Consider the following 25,961-nt stretch of genomic DNA (forward strand, 5'->3'; position numbering starts at 1 on the left):
TTGCCAAGTGAGTCCGCCGAAAGGCATTTGCCGCCTGTGAGATCGAGCGCCGCCCGCGCGGCGCTTCGCGGGTAAACCCGCTCCTACGTTTGTTTCGGGCCAGTCCCTCCTGCACCAGTCGCGCGCGACCGCCTTGTTTGTACGACGCGATATCGAGACATGCGCCAAGGCGGTCGCGCGCAAATCTCACAGGAATAATTGGCCCGAAACAAACGTAGGAGCGGGTTTACCCGCGAAGCGCCGCGCGGGCGGCGCTCGATTTCTGCCCCACCACAACACTCAAACCTTACACCCCCGCCCCACCACAACACTCAAACCTTACACCCCCGCCCCACCACAACACCCAAACCTTACCCCCCGCCCCACCACAACACCCAAACCTTACCCCCCCGCCCCACCACACCCCCATTCCTTACCCGCCCCCATAACCCTCAAGCCTTACACTCCCCCGCCCACTACCAGCCTCAGTCCCCTTCCCTTGCACCCCCACCGAACAGAACTAAGCTTGTTGCCTCAGTGGGCTTCGCTCCGAAAGGACCGATGCAGACGCGGCGCATGGCCTGTCGCCGCCCCAGAAAAAGCTTGACCGATCGATCAGAAAAAGATGAAAAACGGTACACATTACAAATATTTATTTGTGTACAATCGCCCAGACCCGATCCCTGCGGGACATCAGTGATCGGACCTGGACACGGGTCGGCGTACCAAAGTTGCGTTGCGGTAACCTTGCTGGTTATCAATACTGGCGCCGATTTTTCGACCAACAAGAACATCAAAACCGTGGAACCTTAGAATGAGCACAGCAATCAGTCCGACTGCTTATAACTATAAGGTCGTCCGCCAGTTCGCCATCATGACGGTGGTCTGGGGGATCCTTGGCATGGGCCTCGGCGTCTTCATCGCCTCGCAGCTGGTGTGGCCGCAGCTGAACCTGGACCTTCCCTGGACCAGCTTCGGCCGCCTGCGCCCGCTGCACACCAACCTGGTGATCTTTGCCTTCGGGGGCTGTGCGCTGTTCGGCACCAGCTACTACGTGGTGCAGCGCACCTGCCAGACCCGGCTGATCTCCGACAGCATGGCCGCCTTCACCTTCTGGGGTTGGCAAGCCGTGATCGTCGGCGCGCTGATCACCCTGCCGATGGGCTACACCACCACCAAGGAATACGCCGAGCTCGAGTGGCCGCTGGCGATCCTGCTGGCGATCGTCTGGGTTACCTACGGCCTGGTGTTCTTCGGCACCATCGTCAAGCGCAAGACCAAGCACATCTATGTCGGCAACTGGTTCTACGGTGCATTCATCGTGGTCACCGCGATGCTGCACATCGTCAACCACATCTCGCTGCCGGTGAGCCTGTTCAAGTCGTACTCGGCCTACTCCGGCGCCACCGACGCGATGATCCAGTGGTGGTACGGCCACAACGCCGTGGGCTTCTTCCTCACCACCGGTTTCCTGGGGATGATGTACTACTTCGTGCCCAAGCAGGCCGAGCGGCCGATCTACTCGTATCGCTTGTCGATCGTGCATTTCTGGGCGCTGATCACCCTGTACATCTGGGCTGGCCCGCACCACCTGCACTACACCGCCCTGCCTGACTGGGCGCAGTCGTTGGGCATGGTGATGTCGATCATCCTGCTGGCGCCAAGCTGGGGCGGCATGATCAACGGCATGATGACCCTGTCGGGCGCCTGGCACAAACTGCGCACCGACCCGATCCTGCGCTTCCTGGTGGTGTCGCTGGCGTTCTACGGCATGTCCACCTTCGAAGGCCCGATGATGGCCATCAAGACCGTGAACTCACTGTCGCACTACACCGACTGGACCATCGGCCACGTCCACGCCGGCGCCCTCGGCTGGGTGGCAATGATTTCGATCGGCGCCGTGTACCACATGATCCCGAAACTCTACGGCCGCGAGCAGATGCACAGCATCGGCCTGATCAACGCGCACTTCTGGCTGGCCACCATCGGCACCGTACTGTACATCGCCTCGATGTGGGTCAACGGCATCACCCAGGGCCTGATGTGGCGCGCCATCAACGATGACGGCACCCTCACCTACTCCTTCGTCGAAGCCCTGCAGGCCAGCCACCCCGGCTACATCGTCCGCGCCCTGGGCGGTGCGTTCTTCGCCAGCGGCATGCTGCTGATGGCCTACAACGTGTTCCGTACCGTACGTGCCGCCAACCCGGCACAGGCTGAAGAGGCCGCCAAGATCGTCGTTGTGGGAGCGCACTGATGAAGCATGAAGCCGTCGAGAAGAACATAGGCCTGCTGGCCTTCTTCATGGTCATCGCCGTGAGCGTCGGTGGCCTGACCCAGATCGTCCCGCTGTTTTTCCAGGACGTCACCAACAAGCCGGTCGAGGGCATGAAGCCGCGCACCGCGCTGGAGCTGGAAGGCCGCGATATCTACATCCGCGAAGGCTGCGTAGGCTGTCACTCGCAGATGATCCGCCCGTTCCGTGCCGAAACCGAGCGGTACGGCCATTACTCGGTAGCCGGTGAAAGCGTGTGGGATCACCCGTTCCTGTGGGGCTCCAAGCGTACCGGGCCGGACTTGGCCCGCGTCGGCGGCCGCTACTCCGATGACTGGCACCGTGCGCACCTGTACAACCCGCGCAACGTGGTACCGGAATCGAAGATGCCGTCCTACCCGTGGCTGGTCGAGAACAAGCTCGACGGCAAAGACACCGCGAAGAAGATGGAAGTGCTGCGCACACTCGGCACCCCGTACACCGACGCCGACATTGCCGGCGCACGTGACGCGGTCAAGGGCAAGACCGAAATGGACGCCATCGTCGCGTACCTGCAGGGTCTTGGCACCATCATCAAGAGCAAACGGTGACGCTGATGGATATCGGGATGATTCGCGGCCTGGGCACCGTCGTGGTGATGGCGGCCTTCGTGGGCCTGGCGCTGTGGGTGTTCAACCCACGGCGTAAAAAGGACTTCGACGAAGCGACCCAACTGCCCTTCGCGGATGACCCCGAGGCCACTCGGCACGTCGAGCAAGCAAAAGCTTCTGGGAGCAAACAACAATGACAACCTTCTGGAGTCTGTACGTTACCGTCCTGACCCTGGGCACCATCTTCTCGTTGACCTGGCTGCTGCTGTCGACCCGCAAGGGCCAGCGCGAAGAGGTTACCGACGAAACCGTCGGGCATGCCTTCGATGGCATCGAGGAATACGACAACCCGCTGCCGAAATGGTGGTTCTGGCTGTTCGTCGGCACCATCATCTTTGCCCTCGGCTACCTGGTGCTGTACCCGGGCCTGGGCAACTGGAAAGGCGTCCTGCCGGGCTATTCGTACCTGGATAACGACAAGCAGACCGAGTTTTCCAACGGCCAGCCGGGCTGGACCGGCGTGCACGAATGGGAAAAGGAAATGGCCAAGGCCGACGCCCGCTTCGGGCCGATCTTCGCCAAGTTCGCGGCGATGCCGATCGAAGACGTAGCCAAGGACCCACAGGCATTGAAAATGGGTGCACGGCTGTTCGCCTCCAACTGTTCGGTGTGCCACGGCTCCGACGCCAAGGGCGCCTTCGGCTTCCCCAACCTGACCGACAACGACTGGCGCTGGGGCGGCGAACCGGACACCATCAAGACCACCATCATGGGCGGTCGCCATGGCGTGATGCCGGCCTGGGCCGAAGTGATCGGTGACCAGGGCGTGGCCGACGTGGCTGCATTCGTGGTCAGCAAACTCGATGGCCGCACACTGCCTGAGGGTGCGAAGGCCGATGTGGAGAACGGGCAGAAGATCTTCGCAGCCAACTGCGTGGCCTGCCACGGGCCGGAAGGCAAAGGCACGCCCGCCATGGGCGCACCGAACCTGACCCACCCGCAGGCGTTCATCTACGGCTCGAGCTTTGCCCAATTGCAGCAGACTATCCGTTATGGCCGCCAGGGGCAGATGCCGGCCCAGGAACAGCTGCAGGGCAACGACAAGGTGCACTTGCTGGCGGCTTATGTGTACAGCCTGTCGCACCAGGCTGAGCCGGCCAAGGCTGAGTAAGGCAGGCCTGGCCTGTTCGCGGGTAAACCCGCTCCTACACAGGATCCTTGTAGGAGCGGGTTTACCCGCGAACAGGCCGGTACTGGCACAGCATTTCTCGCAGGCTGATGACCTGGATCAATTGACACCCGCCATAACACGTTTCATACCACGAACCCAACGCGACTAAAGGTCGCAGTGCGATCCCATACCGCCCTCAGCGGCGTATCATGGACCGCAGAGCGCTAGCAGATTGCGCGAGACTGCGGCCCGCACGCACAGGCCGCGGCGTTTCTCCACTGCCGTGGGACTTGATGATGAGCAAGCAAATTCCGGTACATGATGTCACCCCGCCTGCCAGCAAAGGGAAGGATTCCGTCGACCTCTACGCTTCCCGGGAAAAGATCTACACCCGCGCCTTCACCGGCCTGTTCCGTCGTCTGCGCATGGTTGGGGGTGCCGCACTGTTCCTGCTGTACTTCGGCACCGTGTGGCTGAACTGGGGAGGGCACCAGGCCGTGTGGTGGAACCTGCCCGAACGCAAGTTCTACATCTTCGGCGCCACCATCTGGCCGCAAGACTTCATCCTGCTCTCGGGCATTCTCATCGTCGCCGCCTTCGGCCTGTTCTTCATCACTGTGTTCGCCGGCCGGGTGTGGTGTGGCTACACCTGCCCGCAAAGCGTGTGGACCTGGATTTTCATGTGGTGCGAAAAGGTCACCGAGGGTGACCGCAACCAGCGCATGAAGCTCGACAAAGCCCCCATGAGCGGCAACAAGTTCCTGCGCAAATTCACCAAGCACAGCCTGTGGCTGCTGATCGGCTTTGTCACCGGCATGACCTTTGTCGGCTACTTTTCGCCGATCCGTGAGCTGGTGGTCGAATTCTTCACGGGCCAGGCCGATGGCTGGGCCTACTTCTGGGTCGGTTTCTTCACCCTCGCCACCTACGGCAACGCCGGCTGGCTGCGCGAACAGGTGTGTGTGTACATGTGCCCGTATGCACGTTTCCAGAGTGTGATGTTCGACAAGGACACACTGATCGTGTCCTACGACCCGCGCCGTGGCGAAACCCGCGGCCCGCGCAAGAAAGATACCGACTACAAAGCCCAGGGCCTGGGTGACTGCATCGACTGCACCATGTGCGTGCAGGTCTGCCCGACCGGCATCGACATCCGTGACGGCCTGCAAATCGAGTGCATCGGCTGCGCAGCCTGCATCGACGCCTGCGACAGCATCATGGACAAGATGAACTACCCCAAAGGCCTGATCAGCTACACCACCGAACACAACCTGTCCGGGCAGAAGACCCACCTGCTGCGCCCGCGTCTGATCGGCTATGCCGTGGTACTGCTGGTGATGATGATCGGGCTGGCGACGGCCTTCGCCACCCGTTCGCTGGTCGGTTTCGACGTCAGCAAAGACCGCGTGCTGTACCGCGAAAACGCCCAGGGCCGGATCGAGAACGTGTACAGCCTGAAGGTAATGAACAAGGATCAGCGCGATCACGTCTACGTGCTGGACGCCGCCGGCCTGCCAGACCTCAAGCTCGAAGGCCAGCGCGAGATCCGCGTGGCCGCCGGTGACATCGTCAGCCTTCCCGTGCAGCTGTCGGTTGCCCCCGAGAAGCTGCCATCGACCACCAACGAAATCACCTTCATCCTCAAGAGCGCCGACGACAGCGACGCCCAGGTTGAAGCCAAGAGCCGTTTCATCGGCCCACAGATCCGCTAAGAGAGATAACGCACAATGCCTGCCGCCACCGCCGCCAGCCCCTGGTACAAGCACCTCTGGCCCTGGATCATCATCGGCATTCTCACCACCTCGGTGTGCCTGAGCCTGACCATGGTCAGCATCGCTGTGCACAACCCGGACAACCTGGTGAATGACAACTACTACGAGGCCGGCAAGGGCATCAACCGCTCGCTGGACCGCGAGCTGCTGGCGCAGCAGCTGGGCCTGAAAGCCAGCGTGCATCTGGACGAACTGACCGGCGAAGTGGACCTGCGCCTGACCGGTAGCAGTGGCCCGCAAAACCTGGAGCTGAACCTGATTTCGCCGACCCAGCCAGAGAAGGACCGCAAGGTGCTGCTGAGCCGTGTCGAAGCAGGGCGCTATGTGGGACAACTGGAGGACAAGGTCGACGGGCGGCGCTTTGTGGAACTGCTGGGCAGCGAAGGGGGCCAGGTCTGGCGCCTGTTCGAAGAGGAAAAAGTGGCGCATGGTGTGACCTTGCAGTTGGGTGACGAAGCCCTTCAAGGCGCCGAACACCAGTAATGATTCCTGGTATGAATGGGGGCGCTTTGCGCCCCTTTCGCGACGCAAGGCCGCTCCCACAGGAGAACGCATGCTTCTGTGGGGGCGGCCTTGCGTCGCGAAAGGGCGGCGAAGCAGCCCCGGCGATCTCACGACATAAGACTGTTCCAAAATGACCCAGCCCACCCCCTGCTACCACTGCGCCCTGCCCGTCCCGGCCGGCAGCCGCTTCACCGCCGTGGTCCTCGGCCAGCCGCGGCAGTTCTGCTGCCCCGGTTGCCAGGCGGTGGCTGAGTCGATCGTCGCGGGTGGCCTGGAACATTACTACCAGCACCGCAGCGACAACAGCGCCAACCCCGAAGCCCTGCCCAAGCAACTGCAGGACGAACTGGCCCTGTACGACCGCAGCGACGTGCAGCAAACCTTCGTCCGCCACCAGGGCGAGCTGGCCGAAACCACCTTGCTTGTCGAGGGCATCAGCTGCGCCGCCTGCGGCTGGCTGATCGAAAAGCACTTGCGCAACCTGCCCGGTGTCGCCGAAGCCCGGTTGAACCTGTCCAACCACCGCCTGGCGCTGAACTGGGACGACAAGCAGCTGCCGCTGTCGCGCCTGCTCGCCGAACTTCGCCAGATCGGCTACGCCGCCCACCCCTACCAGCCTGACCAGGCCGCCGAGCAATTGGCCCGGGAAAACCGCAGCGCCCTACGCCGCCTGGGCGTGGCCGGGCTGCTGTGGTTCCAGGCGATGATGGCGACCATGGCCACTTGGCCGGAATTCAACATCGACCTGACACCCGAGTTGCACACGATCCTGCGCTGGGTGGCGCTGTTCCTGACCATTCCCATCGTGTTCTACAGCTGCGCGCCCTTCTTCAAGGGCGCGGCGCGCGACTTGCGAACGCGCCACCTGACCATGGACGTTTCGGTGTCGCTGGCCATTGGCCTGGCGTTCGGCGCCGGCATCTGGACAGCCATCACTGGCAGCGGTGAGCTTTATTTCGACACGGTGGGCATGTTCGCCCTGTTCCTGCTGACCGGCCGCTACCTGGAGCGCCGCGCCCGCGAGCGCACAGCGGCGGCCACTGCGCAGTTGGTCAACCTGCTGCCCGCCTCATGCCTGCGCCTGGACGCCATCGGGCGCAGCGAACGCATCCTGCTCAGCGAGTTACAGTGCGGCGACACCGTGCAGGTGCTGCCCGGCGCGGTCATCCCTGCCGACGGGCGCATCGTCGAGGGCCGCTCCAGCGTCGACGAATCGCTGCTGACCGGCGAGTATCTGCCGCAACCACGCCGGGTGGGTGAGCGGGTCACTGGCGGTACGCTGAACGTTGAAAGCGCGCTGAATGTGGAAGTGGAAGCCCTCGGCCATGACTCACGCTTGTCGGCCATCGTCCGCCTGCTGGAACGCGCCCAGACCGAAAAACCGCGCCTGGCGGAAATCGCCGATCGCGCCTCGCAGTGGTTCCTGCTGTTCTCGTTACTGGCCTCGGTAGCCATCGGCCTGTGGTGGTGGCACCTGGATCCGGCACGGGCGTTCTGGATCGTGCTGGCCATGCTCGTGGCCACCTGCCCTTGTGCCCTGTCTTTGGCTACGCCAACCGCATTGACCGCCGCCACCGGAACCCTGCACAAGCTTGGCCTGCTGGTCACCCGCGGCCACGTGCTGGAAGGCCTGAACCACATCGACACGGTGATTTTCGACAAGACCGGCACACTGACCGAAGGCCGCCTGACCTTGCGCAGCATCCGCCCGCTCGGCAGCCAGGCCGCCGACCGCTGCCTGGCCCTGGCCGCGGCGCTGGAAAACCGCTCCGAACACCCCATCGCTCGCGCCTTTGGTCGTACCGCCACGCCTGCCGATGACGTACAGAGCGTACCCGGCCTGGGCCTGGAGGGGCTGGTCGACGGCCAGCGCCTGCGCATTGGTCAGGCTACCTTCGTCTGCGCCTTGAGTGGTGCGGAAATCCCCGCTGTGCCCGAGCCTCGCGGCCAGTGGCTGCTGCTGGGCGACCGCCAGGGGCCACTGGCCTGGTTCGGCCTGGATGACCGCCTGCGCGACGATGCCCCGGCCCTGCTCGCTGCCTGCAAGGCGCGGGGCTGGCACACCCTGCTGCTGTCGGGCGACAGCTCGCCGATGGTTGCCGAAGTGGCCGCGCAGCTGGGTATCGAGCAGGCCATAGGCGGCCTGCGCCCGGATGACAAACTGGACCGCCTGAAAGCCCTGCAGGCTGACGGGCGCAAGGTGCTGATGCTCGGCGACGGGGTCAACGATGTACCGGTACTGGCCGCCGCCGATATCAGCATCGCCATGGGCAGCGCCACCGACCTGGCCAAGACCAGTGCCGACGCCGTCTTGCTGTCCAACCGCCTGCAAGCGCTGGTGCAGGCGTTCGAGCTGGCCCGCCGCACCCGCCGCAACATCCTCGAGAACCTGCTGTGGGCGACCCTGTATAATGGCCTGATGTTGCCGTTCGCCGCGCTCGGCTGGATCACGCCGGTGTGGGCCGCCATCGGCATGTCGGTCAGCTCGCTGATCGTGGTGCTCAATGCCTTGCGCCTGACCCGTATGCCAGTGGCCTCGGGCCCGCTGCCCCACGAAGCCCCTTTACCCGGGAGGAAGTCGCCATGCCCGCCCTCTATGTCATGATCCCGGCAGCCCTGCTGCTGGTCGGCGTGGCCGTGTACATCTTCTTCTGGGCGGTCGACAGCGGTCAGTACGATGACCTTGAAGGCCCCGCCCACAGCATCCTGTTCGACGATCAGGACCCGCGCCACCAGGCGGCAGTGAAGCTTGACGATGCCCCGGCCGACACCGACAAGGAACCACCGCCCCGTGCCTGACCTGCTTGCGCTGCTGGGCTCGGCACTGGTCCTTGGCCTGCTAGGGGGCGGTCACTGCCTGGGCATGTGCGGTGGCCTGATGGGCGCACTGACCTTGGCCATCCCCCCCGAACAACGCGGCAAGCGCCTGCGCCTGTTGCTGGCGTACAACCTGGGGCGCATTTTCAGCTATGCCTGCGCCGGCCTGTTGCTGGGCCTGGCCGGCTGGGCCGTGGCCAGCAGCCCGGCAGCGCTGGCGCTGCGGGTGGCTGCAGCGCTGCTGCTGATTGCCATGGGCCTGTACCTGGCCGGCTGGTGGAGCGGGCTGACCCGTATCGAGGCGCTGGGCCGCGGGTTGTGGCGGCATATCCAGCCGATGGCGTCGCGCTTGCTGCCGGTGTCCAGCCTGCCCCGGGCGCTGCTGCTGGGCGCCTTGTGGGGCTGGCTGCCGTGCGGTTTGGTGTACAGCACCCTGCTGTGGGCCGCCAGCCAGGGCAACGCAGGGTACAGCGCGGTATTGATGCTCGCGTTCGGGTTGGGCACCTGGCCGGTGTTGCTGGCAACCGGGCTGGCAGCCGAACGGGTAAACGCCCTGTTGCGGCGACGCAGCGTGCGCGTGGCGGGCGGTGTGCTGGTGATGCTATTCGGTGTCTGGACTCTGCCGGGCCCACACCAGCACTGGCTGATGGGGCATTGACGGGGGCTGCAAAGCAGCCCCAATGCCCTTGATACAAATCAACACAGTTTCCTACAGACGGCCATAGACTCCGGTGCACTGCTGCTCTTTCCGGGGACTACCCTCATGCTCGACGACCTCCGTTGGGATACCGACCTGATCCGCCGCTACGATCTCGCCGGGCCACGCTACACCTCTTACCCAACCGCCGTGCAACTGCACAGCGAGGTGGGTTCGTTCGACCTGCTCAACGCCCTGCGCGAGAGCCGACGGGCCGTGCGCCCGCTGTCGCTGTACGTGCATGTGCCGTTCTGCGCCAACATCTGCTACTACTGCGCCTGCAACAAGGTCATCACCAAAGACCGTGCGCGCGCCGCGCCCTACCTGCAGCGCCTGGAGCAGGAAATCCAGCTGATCGCCTGCCACCTGGACCCTAAACAACGTGTTGAACAGCTGCATTTTGGCGGCGGCACACCGACCTTCCTCAGCCATGTGGAACTGCGCCAGCTGATGGCCACCCTGCGCCAGCACTTCCACCTGCTGGACGACGATTCCGGCGACTACGGCATCGAGATCGACCCTCGCGAAGCCGACTGGTCGACCATGGGCCTGCTTCGCGAACTGGGCTTCAACCGCGTCAGCCTTGGCGTGCAGGACCTCGACCCGGCCGTGCAGCGCGCGATCAACCGCCTGCAGAGCCTGGAACAGACCCGCACCTTGATCGAGGCTGCGCGCACGCTGCAGTTTCGCTCGGTCAACCTCGACTTGATCTACGGCCTGCCCAAGCAAACCCCGGAAGGCTTTGCCCGCACCGTGGAAGAAGTGATCCGCCTGCAGCCCGACCGCCTGTCGGTGTTCAACTATGCCCACCTTCCCGAGCGCTTCATGCCGCAACGGCGCATCGACAGCAACGATCTGCCCAGCGCGGCCGCCAAGCTGGAGATGCTGCACGCCACCATCGACCAACTGACCGCCGCCGGTTACCGCTACATCGGCATGGACCACTTCGCCCTGCCCGACGACGAACTGGCCATTGCCCAGGAAGAAGGCACCTTGCAGCGCAACTTCCAGGGCTACACCACCCACGGGCACTGCGACCTGATTGGCCTGGGCGTGTCGGCGATCAGCCAGATCGGCGACCTGTACTGCCAGAACAGCAGTGACCTCAACACCTACCAGGACAGCCTGTCCAACGCCCTGCTGGCCACCCAGCGCGGCTTGCTGTGCAACCACGACGACCGCATACGCCGGGCAGTGATCCAGCAACTGATCTGCCATTTCGAGCTGGATTTCGAACCCATCGAACAGGCTTTCACCCTGGATTTTCGCGGTTACTTCAACGACCTCTGGCCCGAGCTGCTGACCTTGCAGCGCGACGGCCTGATCAGCCTGGACGACAAGGGCATTCGCATCCTGCCCGCCGGCCGGCTGCTGGCGCGCTCGGTATGCATGGTGTTCGACGCCTATCTGGCGATGCACAACCGCCAGCGTTTTTCGCGGGTGATCTGAAAAACAAGGCGTTCAACCGCATGGACAAGCTTCCTTGTCAGGCACACTATGAGCACACAAGGACTCCCGGCAGGCCACCTGCCGGGGTTTCGCCAGCGCGCACCATCACCGCGCACACTGGCCTACACCCTGTGTCGTGAGTTACCCTTACGACTTATGTGTGCTTTCCCACAAGGATCGATTCAAATGTCCGAGCCAGTCAAACTGCGCCCACACAACCAGGCCCATTGCAAGGATTGCAGCCTGGCCCCCCTGTGCCTGCCTCTTTCGCTGAACCTGGAAGACATGGACGCACTGGATGAAATCGTCAAACGCGGGCGGCCGCTCAAGAAAGGCGAGTTTCTGTTCCGCCAGGGTGACAGTTTTGGCTCGGTCTACGCAGTACGGTCCGGGGCCCTGAAAACCTTCAGCCTCAGCGACAGCGGCGAAGAGCAGATCACAGGCTTTCACCTGCCCAGCGAACTGGTCGGCCTGTCAGGCATGGATACCGAGGCCTACCCGGTATCGGCCCAGGCCCAGGAAACCACTTCGGTGTGTGAAATCCCCTTCGAGCGGCTGGACGAGCTGTCGGTACAACTGCCACAGCTACGCCGCCAGCTGATGCGGGTAATGAGCCGCGAAATCCGCGACGACCAGCAAATGATGCTGCTGCTGTCGAAAAAGACCGCCGACGAGCGCATTGCCACTTTCCTGGTCAACCTGTCGGCGCGCTTCCGCGCCCGCGGCTATTCGGCCAATCAGTTCCGCCTGAGCATGTCGCGCAACGAAATCGGCAATTACCTTGGCCTGGCGGTAGAAACCGTGTCGCGGGTGTTCACCCGCTTCCAGCAGAACGGCCTGCTGCGCGCCGAGGGCAAGGAAGTGCACATCCTCGACCCGATCCAGCTGTGCGCGCTGGCCGGTGGTGCAATCGAGGCCTGACGCTGGTCTTTAGCGGGTATACTTGGGCATTCGTTTTCCCAGGATACCCGCAACAATGCACAGCGAAGCCTTCGACCTCAAAGCCCTGATCCGCCCGGTAGTGGACTTCCCCAAACCGGGTGTGATCTTCCGCGACATTACCCCGTTGTTCCAGTCGCCACGCGGGCTGCGCTATGTGGCCGATCAGTTCATCGAGCGCTATGTCGAGGCTGAATTCAGCCACATCGGCGCCATGGACGCGCGGGGTTTCCTGATCGGCTCGATCATCGCCCACCAGCTGAACAAGCCGCTGATCCTGTTCCGCAAGCAGGGCAAGCTGCCGGCCGACGTGTTGAGCGAGGGTTACCAGACCGAGTACGGCGAGGCCTTCCTGGAAGTGCATGCCGACAGCCTGTGTGAAGGCGACTCGGTGCTGATCTTCGATGACCTGATTGCTACTGGCGGTACGCTGCTGGCGGCGGCCAACCTGGTGCGTCGTACTGGGGCGCAGGTGTTCGAGGCGGCAGCGATCATCGACCTGCCGGAACTGGACGGGTCGCGCCGGTTGCAGGCGGCCGGGGTGCCTACCTTCTGCCTGACCGAGTTTTCCCTCAGCGAGTACTGAGTTGGCTTTTGGGGCTGCTTTGCAGCCCATCAGCGGGTAAACCCGCGCCTACAAAGGCCGCGCATTTTTTGTAGCCGCGGGTTTACCCGCGAATGGGCCGCCAAGCGGCCCCAATGAATCAGAGCGAAATGGGCCGGCGCCCTGCAAAGGCATGGGCCAAGGTACCACCGTCCACCATCTCCAGCTCACCGCCCAGCGGCACACCATGGGCAATGCGAGACGCCACCAAGCCTTTCTCGCTCAGCAACTGGGCAATGTAATGCGCCGTCGCCTCCCCCTCCACCGTCGGGTTGGTCGCCAGGATCACCTCGGTAAAGGTGCCCTGCTCTTCGATCCGCGCCATCAGCTGCGGAATACCGATCGCCTCAGGCCCCAGGCCATCCAACGGCGACAGGTGCCCCTTGAGCACGAAGTAACGGCCACGGTAGCCCGTCTGCTCCACCGCATACACATCGGTCGGCCCCTCGACCACGCACAGCTGGGTGTCGTCACGGCGCGGGTCGGCGCACTGCGGGCACAGTTCCTGCTCGGTGAGGGTGCGACACTGGCGGCAATGCCCTACCCCTTCCATGGCCTGGGTCAAGGCCTGAGCCAGGCGCAGCCCGCCACTGCGGTCGCGCTCGAGCAGTTGCAGGGCCATGCGCTGGGCGGTTTTCTGGCCAACGCCTGGCAAGATGCGCAGGCCGTCGATCAGTTGGCGGATGAGGGGGCTGAAGCTCATGGGAAAGGCCTGACAATTCAATAAGAGGCGGTTTATACCCAGCGGGGGCGGTGGCGTCAAATCACCTCGCCCAAAGCCTGCAAGGTCTGCTTTTTTGTGGGAGCGGCCTTGTGTTGCGAAAGGGCTGCGAAGCAGCCCCGGCACTCTATGCTGCAAAGCTGGAATCCGGGGGCCGCTTCGCGCCCCTTTCGCGACACAAGGCCGCCCCCACATAAAGAGCAGACCGCAGCCGGGTGAAATCTACGCAAAAAAAAACGCCGCTGATATCAGCGGCGTTTTTGAGTACCTCAATGCCTTAGAACGGCATCTTGAAGCCTGGCGGCAGCTGCATGCCGGCGGTCATGCCGCCCATCTTTTCCTGGCTGCTTTGCTCAACCTTGCGCACGGCGTCGTTCAGCGCAGCGGCAATGAGGTCTTCCAGTACTTCCTTGTCATCTTCATCAGTCGACATCAGACTCTGGTCGATGCTGACGCGCTTGACGTCATGACGACCGGTCATCACCACGCTCACCAGACCGCCACCGGACTGACCGGTGACTTCGGCGTTGGCCAGTTCTTCCTGCATCTTCTGCATTTTTTCCTGCATCTGCTGGGCCTGCTTCATCAGGCCGGCCATGCCACCTTTCATCATGGGGTATACCTCGATTGGGTCATGTGATGCGGCCCGGCACCGGGCCAGCCGCATGGTTATCCGTTACTGGCCCTGACTGACCAGGGCTTCTACAGGCTCAATAGTATCCTGCCGCACCTTGGCGCCGAACAACTTGATCATCTGCTGGATCAACGGATCCTGCTCGATCGACGCGACGGCGTCCTGCTGACGCTCGGCACGCTTGCGCGCTGCGGCCTGAGCCGGGGTTTCCTGCTCGGGCAGGATCAGCTCGATGCGCAGGTTCAGCGTGCGCCCCAAGTGCTGGTTGAGCGCTTCGTTCAGGCGCCGCTGCTGGGTGGCGTTGAACAACGCACCCTGGCCCGGGTCCAGATGCAGCAACCAGTCGTCGCCATCGGCGGCAATCAACGTACAGTTTGCCGCGATGTTGCCTGTCATCCCGGACACAGGCAACTGTGGGAATAATTCCAGCCATTGCAGGGCCAGACCGGTGGCTGGTTTGGCTGCCGGCAACGGTTCGGCCGCCGGTTTGGACACATCTTCCTGAACATGCTCGGCCAGCTCGTCCAGGTAGCTGAAGCCTGCCGGGTCGCTTTCGCCACCGTAGTAGTCTTCGTCAAGCGGCGGCTCATCGTCGCGCTCCATCCCCACGGCAGCGTAGGCAGACGGGTCGAAAGGCGGCTCGTCGTGTGCCGGGGTGGCCTGTGGGGGCGCCACCGGGGCAACAGGCTCGGGCTCGGGTGCCGGTTCGGGCGCGAGTTCAGCCGCTAACGGCGCGGGCGCAACGGCAGGCTCTTCCCACGGCAAGTCGACCACTTCGGCAACAGGCTCAGGTACGGAGATGGCCTCGGCTTCGGCCTTCAGCTCAACATCTGCCTCGGCCTCCGGTTCATGATCAGCCGTCGCGGGTGCAGGCACCTCCAGCTGCGGGGCTTGCGCAACAGGCTCCGCCGGCACAGCCGCGACAGGCGATGAAAGCGCGACCGGCGCCGCGGCTGCCACCTGCCCTGCAGGATCAGCTGTGGCCTGGCTGATCCCCGTTGGCTTTAGCACCGGCTTCGGTGCATCGTCCGTGTCTGCCGGGCGGAACGCCAGCATGCGCAGCAGCACCATCTCGAAGCCACCGCGCGGGTCCGGCGCAAGGGGCAGGTCACGGCGGCCTATCAGGCCCATCTGATAATAGAACTGCACATCCTCGGCCGGCAGCGCCGAAGCCAGCGCCAATACCCGCTCGCGATCACCCTGGCCGTTGTCTACCGCTTCGGGCAGCGCCTGGGCAATGGCTACACGGTGCAGCACATTGAGCATTTCGGCCAGAACGCCCGACCAGTCCGGCCCTTGCTCGGCCAGGTTACGCACGGCCTCCAGCAAAGCCCTGGCATCGCCTTCGAGCAGTGCCTGCAAGACCCCATACACCTGGCCATGGTCGAGGCTACCCAACATGGCACGTACATCGGCAGCGAGTACCTTGCCTTCACCAAAGGCGATGGCCTGGTCGGTCAGGCTCATGGCATCGCGCATGGAACCATCGGCGGCACGGCCCAGCAGCCACAGGGCATCCTCCTCGAACGGCACGTTCTCGGCGGCCAGTACGTGGCTGAGGTGCTCCACCACCCGCTCCGGGCTCATGTTCTTCAACGAGAACTGCAGGCAGCGCGACAGGATGGTGGCCGGCAGCTTCTGCGGGTCGGTGGTGGCGAGGATGAACTTGACGTAGGGCGGCGGCTCTTCCAGCGTCTTGAGCAAGGCGTTGAACGAGTGGGTCGAGAGCATGTGCACTTCGTCGATCAGGTAGACCTTGAAGCGCCCACGGCTGGGGGCGTACTGCACGTTATCGAGCAGTTCGCGAGTGTCCTCGACCTTGGTACGGCTGGCGGCGTCGATCTCGATCAGGTCGACGAAACGGCCTTCGTCGATTTCACGGCACACCGAACAGGTGCCACAGGGCGTGGAGGTGATGCCGGTTTCACAGTTCAGGCACTTGGCGATAATACGGGCGATGGTCGTCTTGCCCACGCCGCGGGTACCGGTGAACAGGTAGGCATGGTGCAGGCGCTGGTTGTCCAAGGCATTGATCAAGGCCTTGAGCACATGGGTCTGGCCGACCATTTCGCGGAACGAGCGCGGACGCCATTTTCGTGCAAGAACCTGATAACTCATCGAAAAACCATCGTAGCCTGATCGAGCGGAAGATCGCTAATGCTAGCGGAGCGGGGGCAAAATTGCACCCTGCGCAACTCGTCTAAGCTTGGAATGGCGCATTGTCCAGGGAGGAGTGCCTTTGCGAAGACTGCTGGCCCTGTTACTGCTGTGGTCTACAAACAGCCTGGCTGACCAGCCGGTGCTGCGCTTTTCCGTCGCCGAGAGCTGGAGCATGCCGCTGGTACGCATCGAAGGCGATCAGCCAGTGGAGGGATTGCTTTACGACCTGATGCAAGCCGTTGCCAGGCAAGTGGGCGCTCGCCCCGAGTTCCATGTCATGGCCCGCCTGCGCCTGGAGGAGGCCATGAGCAGCGGCGACATTGATGTCCGTTGCTACGTCAGTACCCAATGGCTCAACGACCGCCCAAGGGATTTTGTGTGGAGTATCCCGCTGATTCATCAGCGTGACGTACTGGTTGGCCGCGCCGGCGACAGCAACCCGATATCCCCGGAGCAACTGCCACCCCAGGCGATCGGCACGGTGCTTGGCTACACCTATTCAACCCTGCAACCGCTGCTGGACCACGGCCAGCTGCACCGTGAGGACAGCCGCAGCCAGTTGCTGGTGCTGCAAAAGCTGCAGGCAGGCCGGTATCGCCATGCGGTGAGCAATCAGTTGTCGTTGCAGTGGTTCAACCAAGGGTTGCCAGCGGAGCAGCAATTGCAAGCGCTGGCAGTGCTGGACGAACAGGATTTGGGGTGCATGGTGCGCAACGATCCGGCGATACCGACACAAGGGCTGTTGCGGGCGTTGGTAAGGATGAAGCAGTCGGGGGAGATCGAGCGGATTTTGCAGCGGTATGGAAGGGTGAGCGACTCCGGCTCTATGTCGCTGACCCAGCCCTAGCCAGTAGCCTGATGGAAGGCAAACCCTCGCAAAGCTTGCGCGCCCCTTGTGGGAGCGGGTTCATCCGCGAACACCGGCGAAGCCGGTGCCATCCACCGCGTCGCCTGCTTCGCGGGTGAATCCGCTCCCACAGGGTTATTCGCTATCCCTGCAATCTCTACTTGCTCCAAGGCCGGAATCAATGGCTTCTCCGCTCAAACGCCAATGCCACAGCATCCGCCTGCCCCCAGGCAATCTGCATGGCCCGCAAACCATGCTCCAACAACTGCCTGGTTTCTTCGTCCTGAATACGCTCAAGCGCCCGCCGGCTATCGCTGTAGGCGAACATCAGGTAGTGGGAAACATTCATCAACGCGAACTCCATCGGGACGATGCCTTCGCTGATCGCGCGGGAAAGGGATTTGCCTTGGGGAAGATCGAAGACGTGGGGCGGATCGGGGACCCGTTTTTTCATGAGTTCACCATACCGGGCTGAGAGCACCCTTTCGCTTCCACACTTAGGGTGACAGTTGTACGCGGGGTGGAAGACCAGGGGTATGGCAAACCCGGCAGGCCCGAAGGCCTCCCACGCACAACCGTCATATCGACAGCCGCCAAACCACCCAGGCTTCCACACCCGATCGCTGAACTGACAGCGACCGCGAAAGCCTAGTGGGCGAGGTTGACCGGGACAATCAGACGGGAGTCGACGGAACACGTAGGATAATTCGCTATGCCTGCCTGACGTGTAGGGGCTTTCCTAGACTGTTATCAGACCTATCTTAAAGTGGGCACTCTGATCATGTGCTTACTGTTATCGGGCTCCCTGTCTTCACACCAAAGCCCGTAAATACGCACTCAAGAACAACCCCACACCAAACACAAAATGCGTGGCCAGGCTCTTCAGACAGTTCCGCGCAGGTGTCGGCGTTCTGGACGCAAAGAACCCTGCCCCCATCGCCGGCTGCATGAGGCAAAACGGCGCCACGACTGTACCCACACCCACAACTACTGCAGGTAAAAGAGTAGGCGACCGCAACCAGCCCTCCCCTACGATCACAAGCAGCAGCATCGCGAAAAGCACGCCGGTGGCGTAGTGAATCACCCATCCCCACGCCAACTCATTTCGCACCGGTTCCGCTTTGGCAATCGCTTGGTGCGAAACACGCCCACCTAGCAAGTGCCCCGCCCAACGCCCGACCATGGCAAAGTTCAGCGTTGCCACACCCAACCGCCTCAGCAGCAGCCCCCACAGGTCCATCACTACAGTGGCACCTATGCCAATCGGCAATGCAGCTAAAAACATCGCAGTAAACGTCATTGAACAAGCCCTCGAAAGTTGACGGTCATTACCCATGCCGCGCAGCATAGAAGTTGAAGTCAACTTCAAGTCAAGGGCCCGAAATGGACATTGCCGACGTCGCCAAACGCACAGGCGTACCTGCATCGACACTGCGTTACTACGAGAAGAAAGGCTTGCTCAAGTCGCTTGCCGGGCACGGTCAGCGTCGACAGTTTGCAGCCGATGTGGCGGACAGGCTGGCGCTGATCGCCCTGGGGCAGGCTGCGGGGTTTTCGCTGGATGAAGTGGGGGCGATGCTGGTGGACCTGCAGGTCGACAGGCAGATGCTGATAGCAAAGGCGGACGAGCTGGATGCGCGGATCAAGCGCTTGCAGGCGATGAGCAAGGGGTTGCGGCATGCCGCGCAATGCCCTGAGAAAGATCATCTGACATGCCCGAAATTCCAGCAGCTGATGAAGCTGTCGGCGGCAGGAGCATTGGGCGAAAAGCAGAAAAGAACGAAGACGTTCGTTACAGATTGAGGTTTTCCGACCCCAGAAATGGAGGCGGCCCCACCAGCCACACCCCGGCACTCGATGTTCCCGCTATGGCTGCTCCCTTCCGGGCCTGACCAGGTTAACGGGTAATCAATGCGGGGGGACCGATGGGGCCACCACTACATGCCTCGCTGAGCAGCGAGTGGCGCCATTGTACCGGTCTTTGGGGCAGATACAACCACTGCGGCAGAAAAAGTCATCATTTCTCAATGACTTGTCAGGGGCGAGACGGCCTGGACGGGCCTCTTCGCGGGTAAACCCGCTCCTACGGGGGACCGCGCAGGCTTTTCGAGTTTTGAGCAAGGCAGTTGCCCCCCACAGGGGGGCACGGATGCCTAGACCGCTATGCCCTGTTCGGCCAGGAATGTGACGAAGGCATCTTCGTCCAGTACCTTCACACCCAGCTCAGCAGCCTTGGCCAGCTTGGAACCTGCCCCCGGCCCTGCCACCACGCAGTGGGTCTTGCCGGAAACGGAACCGGCAACCTTGGCCCCCAGGCTTTCCAGCTTGTCCTTGGCAATGTCGCGGCTCATGCGCTCCAGCGTACCGGTCAGCACCCAGGTCTGGCCGGCCAGCGGCAAGCCTTCGGCCACCTTCTTCTCGCTGCTCCAGTGCATGCCGAACGCCAGCAACTGCGCTTCGATGTCCCGGGCCAGTTTCTGGTTTGCTTCATCCTTGAAGAACTCACGCACTGCGTCGGCCTGCTTGGCCGCCAGGGCCTGGCGCAGGTCAATGCCGTCGGCGGCGATGATCTTGTCCAGGCTGTCGAGCTTGGCCACCAACTTCTCGGCACCGGTCGGGCCGACGGAGGCAATGTCGAGCTTGGCGATCATCCCGGCCAAGGTGGTGCTGGCGGCAAATTCGGCAGCCAGCTCACCTTCGTCCTGCAACTGCATACCGCTGTCGAGCAGCTGCTGGATAACCTTCTGGTTGTGCTCGTCTTCAAAGAAATTGTGGATCTCGTAGGCCACTTCGAGACCGATGTCCGGCAAATAGGTCAGCACCTGCGGCAATGCCTGCTGCACGCGCGCCAGGCTGCCCAGCGAGCGGGCCAGCACCTTGGCAGTCTCCTCGCCGACATCCGGGATGCCCAGCGCGTAGATGAAGCGCGCCAGGCTCGGGCGCTTGCTGGCTTCAATGGCATCCAGCAGCTTCTGGGTCGACACCTCGGCAAAGCCTTCAAGGCCGACGACCTGCTCGAACTGCAGCTTGTACAGGTCAGCCGGCGAGCCGATCAGGCCTTCATCCACCAACTGCTCGACACTCTTCTCACCCAGGCCGTCGATGTCCATGGCACGGCGCGACACATAATGAATGATCGCCTGCTTGAGCTGCGCGCCACAGGCCAGGCGGCCGACGCAGCGGTACACCGCACCTTCGCTGGTGGTTTCCTTGCCCTTGCTGCGTTTGACCAGCTGGGTGCGCTCGACCTGCGAACCACACACCGGGCACTCGCTTGGCACTTCTACCGGGCGGGCGTTTTGCGGACGGCGCTCCAGCACCACCTGCATCACCTGCGGGATCACGTCGCCGGCCCTGCGAATGATCACCGTGTCGCCGATGCGCAGGCCCAGGCGGGCGATTTCGTCCATGTTGTGCAAGGTGGCGTTGGACACGGTCACACCGGCCACCTTGACCGGCTTCAGCCGCGCCACAGGCGTTACGGCACCCGTACGGCCAACCTGGAACTCAACGTCCAGCACCTCGGTCAGCTCTTCCATGGCCGGGAACTTGTGGGCAATCGCCCAGCGCGGCTCACGGGCGCGGAAGCCCAGCTCGCGCTGGGCGGCCAGGCTGTTGACCTTGAACACTACACCGTCGATCTCATACGGCAGGCTGTTACGCCGCTCGCCAATGTCGCGGTAGTAGGCCAGGCATTCTTCGATGCCCGCCGCATGCTTGAGCTCGCGGCTGATCGGCAGGCCCCAGGCCTTGAGTTGCTCGAGGATGCCGATGTGGCTGTCGCCGATGCTTTCGGACAACTGGCCGACGCCATAGCAGCAGAACTCCAGTGGGCGGCTGGCGGTGATTTTCGAGTCCAGCTGGCGCAAGCTGCCAGCAGCGGCATTGCGCGGGTTGGCGAAGGTCTTGCCACCGGCCTCGGCCTGGGCGGCATTGAGCCGGTCGAAACCGGCCTTGCTCATGTACACCTCGCCGCGCACCTCCAGCACTGCCGGCCAGCCCTTACCCTGCAACTTGAGCGGGATGTTGCGCACGGTGCGTACGTTGGCGCTGATGTCTTCGCCAGTGGTGCCGTCGCCCCGGGTGGCGCCCTGCACCAACTGTCCGTCGCGGTACAGCAGGCTCACGGCCAGGCCATCGAGCTTGGGTTCGCAGCTGTAGTCGACCGCACCCGGCTGATCGAGGCCTTCTACCACACGGCGACCGAACTCACGCAGGTCGGCTTCTTCAAAGGCGTTGCCCAGGCTGAGCATGGGCACTTCGTGGCGCACCTGGCTGAACGCAGCCAAGGCAGCGCCGCCAACGCGCTGGGTGGGCGAGTCGGGGGTTACCAGGTGCGGGTGTTCGGCTTCCAGCGCCTTGAGCTCGTTGAACAGGCGGTCGTATTCGGCATCAGGCACGCTGGGCTCGTCGAGCACGTAGTAGCGATAGTTATGCTGATCGAGCTCGGCACGCAGTTCGAGGATACGGGTTTCGGCGGTCATGGGATTTGTCTTCTCTTGCAAAGCAAAAGAGCAGCTTGGGGGTGGTGCGTGGGGTATCAGGTGTCTGTTGACTGTGCCGGCCTCTTCGCGGGTAAACCCGCTCCTACAAGGGCGTCACATGCCCTAGGGCGGTGATGTACCTGTAGGAGCGGGTTTACCCGCGAAGAGGCCGGCACAGGCAACGACGATACCCGAACCGGCCAGCACGCCCTCAGGCTGCTCTTTCGTCTGGATCTGTCAGCGTTTCTGGGTCAGCGCACGGCGCTCGAACTCGACGATACGCTGGCGGTAGTGCTCGATGGTCTGGGCAGTCAGCACGCTGCGCTGGTCATCCTTGAGCTCACCGTTCAGTTCGTGGGCCAGCTTGCGTGCCGCGGCAACCATCACGTCGAAAGCCTGCTTCGGATGACGCGGGCCCGGCAAACCGAGGAAGAAGCTCACAGCGCGAGTGCTGAAGTGATCGATGTCGTCCAGGTCGAACACGCCAGGCTTGACTGCGTTGGCCATCGAGAACAGCACCTCGCCGTGACCGGCCATGCTCTCGTGGCGGTGGAAGATGTCCATTTCGCCGAAGCGCAAGCCGCTTTCCAGGATGTTCTGCAGCAGCGCCGGGCCCTTGAAGCCACCCTCGTCGCGGGAGATCACGCTGATGACCAGCACCTCTTCGGCGGGTGGCAACTCCTTGACGCTGCTGCTGGCAGGCGCTGCGCCGCTGCTACGGTTGTTGTCGGCGGCAAAGTCGTCATCGCTGTCGGCAAACAGGTCGGGCTCGCGCTGCTCGGCGCTCAGGTTCAGGTCACCCTGCTGCACATCGGCAGCCGCACTGGCACGCTTGCCGCGCTTGCTGGCCTTGACCGGCTTGGGCTCACGCTCGCGATCACGCGCAGACGCGCTGAGCGACGGCAAGTCGCTTTCGTCCAGCTCAGGCTCCTTGTGGGTATCGAGCACTCGCGACGGGCCGAGCACTTCGGCACTGCCACCCTCTTCGTCCGGCAGGTTGGAATAACTGCGATCCAGACGGAATTTCAACTTGCCTTTCCCGCCGCGCATGCGGCGCCAGCCGTCGAAAAGAATCCCGGCGATAACAATGATGCCGATGAGGATCAGCCACTCGCGCAGACCGATTTCCATGTAATCCCGTGCCTCTATAAAAATATGCTTGAAAACAAAGGGTTCAAAGCCCTTTAACACGTGGCGCCAACTCTATGTTCTGACAGGCGTTTTACCCACGCAAAAAACGAGTGACATTAAGCTAGCACGACCAAAGACAACTTTACACCGTCTGTCGCACACGGCGGGGCATTTCGCTGCAGAATGTGCCCCTATCGTCGTGCATCAAGCGTCGACCATGGCCATGGCCGCCTCCACATCAACTGCAACAAGGCGTGAACATCCCGGCTCATGCATGGTCACCCCCATCAATTGGTCCGCCATCTCCATGGCAATCTTGTTATGGGTGATGTAGATGAACTGCACGCTTTCACTCATTTCCTTGACCAGACGCGCGTAGCGCCCGACGTTGGCATCGTCCAGCGGCGCATCGACCTCGTCGAGCATGCAGAACGGTGCGGGGTTCAACTTGAAGATGGCAAACACCAGCGCCAAGGCGGTCAGTGCCTTCTCGCCGCCGGACAGCAGATGGATGGTGCTGTTCTTCTTGCCCGGCGGTCGCGCCATGATCGTTACCCCTGTATCGAGTAGATCTTCGCCCGTCAGTTCCAGATAAGCGCTGCCACCACCGAAAACTTTTGGGAAAAGTGCCTGTAATCCGGCATTTATCTGATCAAAGGTATCCTTGAAGCGGTTGCGGGTTTCCTTGTCGATCTTGCGGATGACGTTTTCGAGGGTCTCCAGCGCTTCGACCAGGTCGGCGTCCTGAGCGTCCAGGTATCGTTTGCGCTCGGATTGCTGCTCGTATTCTTCGATGGCCGCCAGGTTGATCGCCCCCAGGCGCTGGATGCGCGCTTCAAGCTGCTCCAGTTCCTGTTCGGTACCCTGCTCGCTGGCCTCGGTTTCCAGGGTGGCGAGCACGCCTTGCAGGTCATAGCCGTCGGCCAGCAACTGCTCTTGCAGGGTCTTGCGCCGCACATCCAGGCCCTGGCACTCCAGGCGCAACTGCTCCAGTTGACCACGCAGCAGCTGGGCCTGCTGCTCGGCCTGGGTACGGCGTTTTTCGGCATCGCGCAGTTCGCGGTCAGCTTCGTCCATGTGCAGGCGAGCCAGGCGCATTTCCTCGTCGACGCTCATGCGCCGCTCCAGCAGCTCCTCCAGTCTCAGGCGCAGTTCTTCCTGCGGGGCTTCACCCTCCTCCAGGTTCAGGCTCAGTTGTTCCTGGCGCTCGGTCAGGCGCGCAGCTTGCTGCTCCAGACGCTCCAGCGCCTGGCGGGTGGAGTCGTGCTGGGCACGCAACGACCCCAGGCGCACCGCCAGCTGGTGAGCGTGGTCCTTGTGCTGGCGGGCCTCCTGACGCACCCGGTCAAGGCTTTCGCGCAGGGTGTCGCGGCGGGCCATCAACTGTTCGCGCTGCTCGGTGTCCTGGGCCATGAGCTCCAGAGCCTCTTGCAGCAGCAGGCGTGCTTCGCCCAGTTGCTCGTGTTCCAGGGCGCGCTGCTCTTCCTGCTCGCCCAGCTCTTCGTGCAGGCGGCGGCGGCGCAGCTCGACCTGCTCGGCGCGCGCGCGGCTGGCCGAAAGACTGGCCTTCAGCTCGCCGTGCAGGCGGTTTTCATCCTGTGTGCGGCGGCGCAACTGTTCGCGCTGCTCCTCCAGGTCCAGTTGCTGCTCGCGCAGCGCCTGCAACTGTTGATCGAGCTGTTCCAGCGCCGCTTCCTGCTCCAGTTGTTCCTGGCCCAGGCGTTCGATTTCCTGGCCGCGCGCCAGCACGCCGCCTTCGGCCTCGCCACCTCGGCGTACCCGCAGGAAGTGCCGGCCGACCCAGTAGCCATCACGACTGACCAGGCTCTGCCCTTCGCCGAGCGACCCGCGCTGCTCCAGTGCCTGAGCCAGGTCTTCCACAGGCCTGACCTGGCCCAGCCAGGGCGCCAGGTCGATACGGCCCTCAACCTTCTCCAGCAAGCTGCCGGGCAACGTCGCCCCCGCGCCGACGGCCAGCAGCAAACGCAGCTCACCCTGTTCCAGGCCCGCAAAATCGAGGTCGTTGAAATCGTCCACCAGCACAGCCTGCAGATCGGCGCCAAGCACCGTCTCTACCGCCAGCTCCCAACCCGGCTCCACCCGCAAGCCTTCGGCCAGCCGCGGCTGTTGCTCCAGCCCTTGGCCGTGCAGCCATTGCGCAGCACCTGCGCCCGGCTCCAGGGCGGCCTGCTGCAAGGCTTCAAGCGAGGCCAGGCGCCCGCCCAGGCGCTGCAGGTCGCCCTGTGCCTGCTGTTGCGCCCGGGTGGCCTGCTGCAGTTGCTCGCGCGCGCTTTCCAGGCGCTCGATCACCTGCTCTTCGCAGAGCTGCAGTTCTTCCAGCAGCATTTCGCTGCTGGCCAATTGCTCGGCCAGTTCGAACATGGCGGCATCCTGCGGGTCGCTGCCCAGTTGCTCGCGCTCCTCGACCAACTTGCGCTGGCGCTCGGCCTGGCGCTCAAGGCTGGTTTCCAGCTGCTGCAGGCGCGCCTGCTGCACTTCGGCCTGGCGGCGCGGTTCGGCGGAGCGGCTGTTGAATCTGTCCCACTGTTCCTGCCAGCCGTGCATGCCCAGCTCGGCCTCTTCAAGCGCGGCAGCGGCTTCCTCGGCAGCCGCCAGGGTCATTTCCTGCTCGGGTTCGAGCATGGCCAGCTCTTCGCTCAGGGTTGCCAGCAAGGTACGGTCGTGCCCCAGGTGCGATTCGGTTTCCAGGCGTGTGCGCTCGGCTTCCTTGAAGTCGTCCTGCAACTGGCGGTGCTGGTCAACTACAGCGAGTCGGGTGCCTCGACCCTGCGCGCGGCACGTGAACGGCCACGGGCACCGATCCTCAACCTGACGCCGAACCTGAACACCGCGCGCCGCCTGAGCGTGGCCTGGGGTGTGCATTCGGTGGTCAACGACCGCCTGCGTCAGGTCGACGAGGTGGTTTCCACCGCCCTGGAGATTGCCCAGGCGCAAGGCATGGCCAGCCGTGGCGACACGCTGCTGATCACCGCTGGCGTGCCTTTCGGCAAGCCGGGTACGACTAACACACTGCGGATCGAGACTTTGATCTGAGATTGCCGGGGGCGCGTTGCGCCCCTTTCGCGACACAAGGCCGCTCCCACAGGGCCACGCTGGCACAAGGGAATGCGATCCCTGTGGGGGCGGCCTTGTGTCGCGATTGGAGGGCAAAGCCCTCCCTGAATAC

Annotated in this window: 21 protein-coding genes, 1 other RNA gene and 2 pseudogenes; 15 read left to right on the plus strand and 9 right to left on the minus strand. The window is 63.1% G+C overall.

All coding sequences use genetic code 11. The annotated features are described in order from the left end of the window. Window positions 1-793: 793 nt before the first annotated feature. From ccoN to AA098_RS19515, 12 genes are all read left to right on the plus strand, one after another. Window positions 794-2,236: a cytochrome-c oxidase, cbb3-type subunit I gene (gene ccoN, locus AA098_RS19460; protein ID WP_003254284.1), complete on the plus strand. Its 1,443-nt coding sequence runs from the start codon at window positions 794-796 to the stop codon at window positions 2,234-2,236. Continuing rightward, entirely contained in the window at window positions 2,236-2,844 is a 609-nt protein-coding gene (ccoO, locus tag AA098_RS19465) for a cytochrome-c oxidase, cbb3-type subunit II (protein ID WP_003254286.1), read from the plus strand. Before ccoN ends, ccoO begins: the two co-directional genes overlap by 1 nt. A gap of 5 nt (window positions 2,845-2,849) precedes the next feature. Further along, window positions 2,850-3,041: a CcoQ/FixQ family Cbb3-type cytochrome c oxidase assembly chaperone gene (locus AA098_RS19470; protein WP_064615257.1), complete on the plus strand. Its 192-nt coding sequence runs from the start codon at window positions 2,850-2,852 to the stop codon at window positions 3,039-3,041. After that, on the plus strand, window positions 3,038-4,015 hold the full coding sequence (gene ccoP / locus AA098_RS19475) for a cytochrome-c oxidase, cbb3-type subunit III (RefSeq protein WP_003254289.1): 978 nt from the start codon (window positions 3,038-3,040) through the stop codon (window positions 4,013-4,015). Before AA098_RS19470 ends, ccoP begins: the two co-directional genes overlap by 4 nt. A 296-nt stretch (window positions 4,016-4,311) precedes the next feature. Then, window positions 4,312-5,727: a cytochrome c oxidase accessory protein CcoG gene (ccoG, locus tag AA098_RS19480; protein WP_004577070.1), complete on the plus strand. Its 1,416-nt coding sequence runs from the start codon at window positions 4,312-4,314 to the stop codon at window positions 5,725-5,727. A 15-nt stretch (window positions 5,728-5,742) separates the two neighbouring features. After that, window positions 5,743-6,270: a FixH family protein gene (locus AA098_RS19485; RefSeq protein WP_003254292.1), complete on the plus strand. Its 528-nt coding sequence runs from the start codon at window positions 5,743-5,745 to the stop codon at window positions 6,268-6,270. A gap of 151 nt (window positions 6,271-6,421) precedes the next feature. Continuing rightward, window positions 6,422-8,896 (plus strand): heavy metal translocating P-type ATPase, encoded by a 2,475-nt coding sequence (locus AA098_RS19490; RefSeq protein ID WP_064614931.1) that lies wholly within the window; start codon window positions 6,422-6,424, stop codon window positions 8,894-8,896. Continuing rightward, window positions 8,875-9,090 (plus strand): cbb3-type cytochrome oxidase assembly protein CcoS, encoded by a 216-nt coding sequence (gene ccoS, locus AA098_RS19495; protein WP_003254296.1) that lies wholly within the window; start codon window positions 8,875-8,877, stop codon window positions 9,088-9,090. The genes AA098_RS19490 and ccoS overlap by 22 nt, the downstream gene beginning before the upstream one ends. Beyond that, on the plus strand, window positions 9,047-9,766 hold the full coding sequence (locus tag AA098_RS19500; protein WP_265181024.1) for a sulfite exporter TauE/SafE family protein: 720 nt from the start codon (window positions 9,047-9,049) through the stop codon (window positions 9,764-9,766). Before ccoS ends, AA098_RS19500 begins: the two co-directional genes overlap by 44 nt. Window positions 9,767-9,871: 105 nt before the next feature. Then, entirely contained in the window at window positions 9,872-11,254 is a 1,383-nt protein-coding gene (hemN, locus tag AA098_RS19505; RefSeq protein ID WP_064614932.1) for an oxygen-independent coproporphyrinogen III oxidase, read from the plus strand. Window positions 11,255-11,440: 186 nt separating this feature from the next. Beyond that, on the plus strand, window positions 11,441-12,175 hold the full coding sequence (gene fnrA, locus AA098_RS19510) for a Crp/Fnr family transcriptional regulator FnrA (RefSeq protein WP_003254301.1): 735 nt from the start codon (window positions 11,441-11,443) through the stop codon (window positions 12,173-12,175). Between the two features lie 55 nt (window positions 12,176-12,230). Beyond that, complete coding sequence (locus AA098_RS19515; RefSeq protein ID WP_003254303.1) at window positions 12,231-12,779, plus strand: adenine phosphoribosyltransferase; 549 nt, start codon at window positions 12,231-12,233, stop codon at window positions 12,777-12,779. 118 nt (window positions 12,780-12,897) lie between these two features. On the opposite strand, the gene recR is transcribed toward AA098_RS19515, so the two are convergent. The 3 genes from recR to dnaX form a co-directional block, all read right to left on the minus strand. Continuing rightward, the gene (gene recR, locus AA098_RS19520) at window positions 12,898-13,500 is read right to left on the minus strand and encodes a recombination mediator RecR (RefSeq protein WP_003254304.1); all 603 of its coding nucleotides are present in this window, start codon (window positions 13,498-13,500) and stop codon (window positions 12,898-12,900) included. 295 nt (window positions 13,501-13,795) lie between these two features. Then, window positions 13,796-14,131: a YbaB/EbfC family nucleoid-associated protein gene (locus tag AA098_RS19525; protein WP_003254305.1), complete on the minus strand. Its 336-nt coding sequence runs from the start codon at window positions 14,129-14,131 to the stop codon at window positions 13,796-13,798. Window positions 14,132-14,194: 63 nt separating this feature from the next. Next, window positions 14,195-16,270 carry a DNA polymerase III subunit gamma/tau gene (gene dnaX / locus AA098_RS19530; RefSeq protein ID WP_064614933.1) on the minus strand — a complete coding sequence of 692 codons (2,076 nt, stop codon included), beginning with the start codon at window positions 16,268-16,270 and terminating at the stop codon, window positions 14,195-14,197. 121 nt (window positions 16,271-16,391) lie between these two features. Between dnaX and AA098_RS19535 the strand changes: the two genes are divergently transcribed. Then, complete coding sequence (locus AA098_RS19535) at window positions 16,392-17,159, plus strand: ABC transporter substrate-binding protein (RefSeq protein ID WP_054889511.1); 768 nt, start codon at window positions 16,392-16,394, stop codon at window positions 17,157-17,159. Between the two features lie 178 nt (window positions 17,160-17,337). Here the strand turns inward: AA098_RS19535 and AA098_RS19540 are convergent, their stop codons facing one another. After that, window positions 17,338-17,613 carry a hypothetical protein gene (locus AA098_RS19540; RefSeq protein ID WP_033725979.1) on the minus strand — a complete coding sequence of 92 codons (276 nt, stop codon included), beginning with the start codon at window positions 17,611-17,613 and terminating at the stop codon, window positions 17,338-17,340. Window positions 17,614-17,970: 357 nt separating this feature from the next. Beyond that, window positions 17,971-18,459 carry a DUF2938 domain-containing protein gene (locus AA098_RS19545; protein ID WP_004577058.1) on the minus strand — a complete coding sequence of 163 codons (489 nt, stop codon included), beginning with the start codon at window positions 18,457-18,459 and terminating at the stop codon, window positions 17,971-17,973. 83 nt (window positions 18,460-18,542) lie between these two features. On the opposite strand from AA098_RS19545, the gene AA098_RS19550 reads away from it, so the two are divergent. Then, the gene (locus tag AA098_RS19550; RefSeq protein ID WP_003254311.1) at window positions 18,543-18,962 is read left to right on the plus strand and encodes a helix-turn-helix domain-containing protein; all 420 of its coding nucleotides are present in this window, start codon (window positions 18,543-18,545) and stop codon (window positions 18,960-18,962) included. Between the two features lie 28 nt (window positions 18,963-18,990). Here AA098_RS19550 and ffs read toward each other — a convergent pair. From ffs to smc, 4 genes and pseudogenes are all read right to left on the minus strand, one after another. After that, window positions 18,991-19,087: signal recognition particle sRNA small type (gene ffs, locus AA098_RS19555), an RNA gene on the minus strand. Window positions 19,088-19,312: 225 nt separating this feature from the next. Then, window positions 19,313-21,643 carry an NAD-dependent DNA ligase LigA gene (gene ligA / locus AA098_RS19560; RefSeq protein ID WP_064614934.1) on the minus strand — a complete coding sequence of 777 codons (2,331 nt, stop codon included), beginning with the start codon at window positions 21,641-21,643 and terminating at the stop codon, window positions 19,313-19,315. 237 nt (window positions 21,644-21,880) lie between these two features. After that, the gene (zipA, locus tag AA098_RS19565; protein ID WP_003254313.1) at window positions 21,881-22,774 is read right to left on the minus strand and encodes a cell division protein ZipA; all 894 of its coding nucleotides are present in this window, start codon (window positions 22,772-22,774) and stop codon (window positions 21,881-21,883) included. 204 nt (window positions 22,775-22,978) lie between these two features. After that, window positions 22,979-25,525 (minus strand): annotated as a pseudogene (gene smc / locus AA098_RS19570) (chromosome segregation protein SMC); the annotation flags it as partial. On the opposite strand from smc, the pseudogene AA098_RS28695 reads away from it, so the two are divergent. Beyond that, window positions 25,514-25,828: pseudogene (locus tag AA098_RS28695) on the plus strand (pyruvate kinase alpha/beta domain-containing protein); the annotation flags it as partial. The pseudogenes smc and AA098_RS28695 sit on opposite strands and share 12 nt — an antisense overlap. Window positions 25,829-25,961 lie beyond the last annotated feature (133 nt).

This window comes from Pseudomonas sp. JY-Q, from assembly GCF_001655295.1.
GTDB lineage: Bacteria > Pseudomonadota > Gammaproteobacteria > Pseudomonadales > Pseudomonadaceae > Aquipseudomonas > Aquipseudomonas alloputida.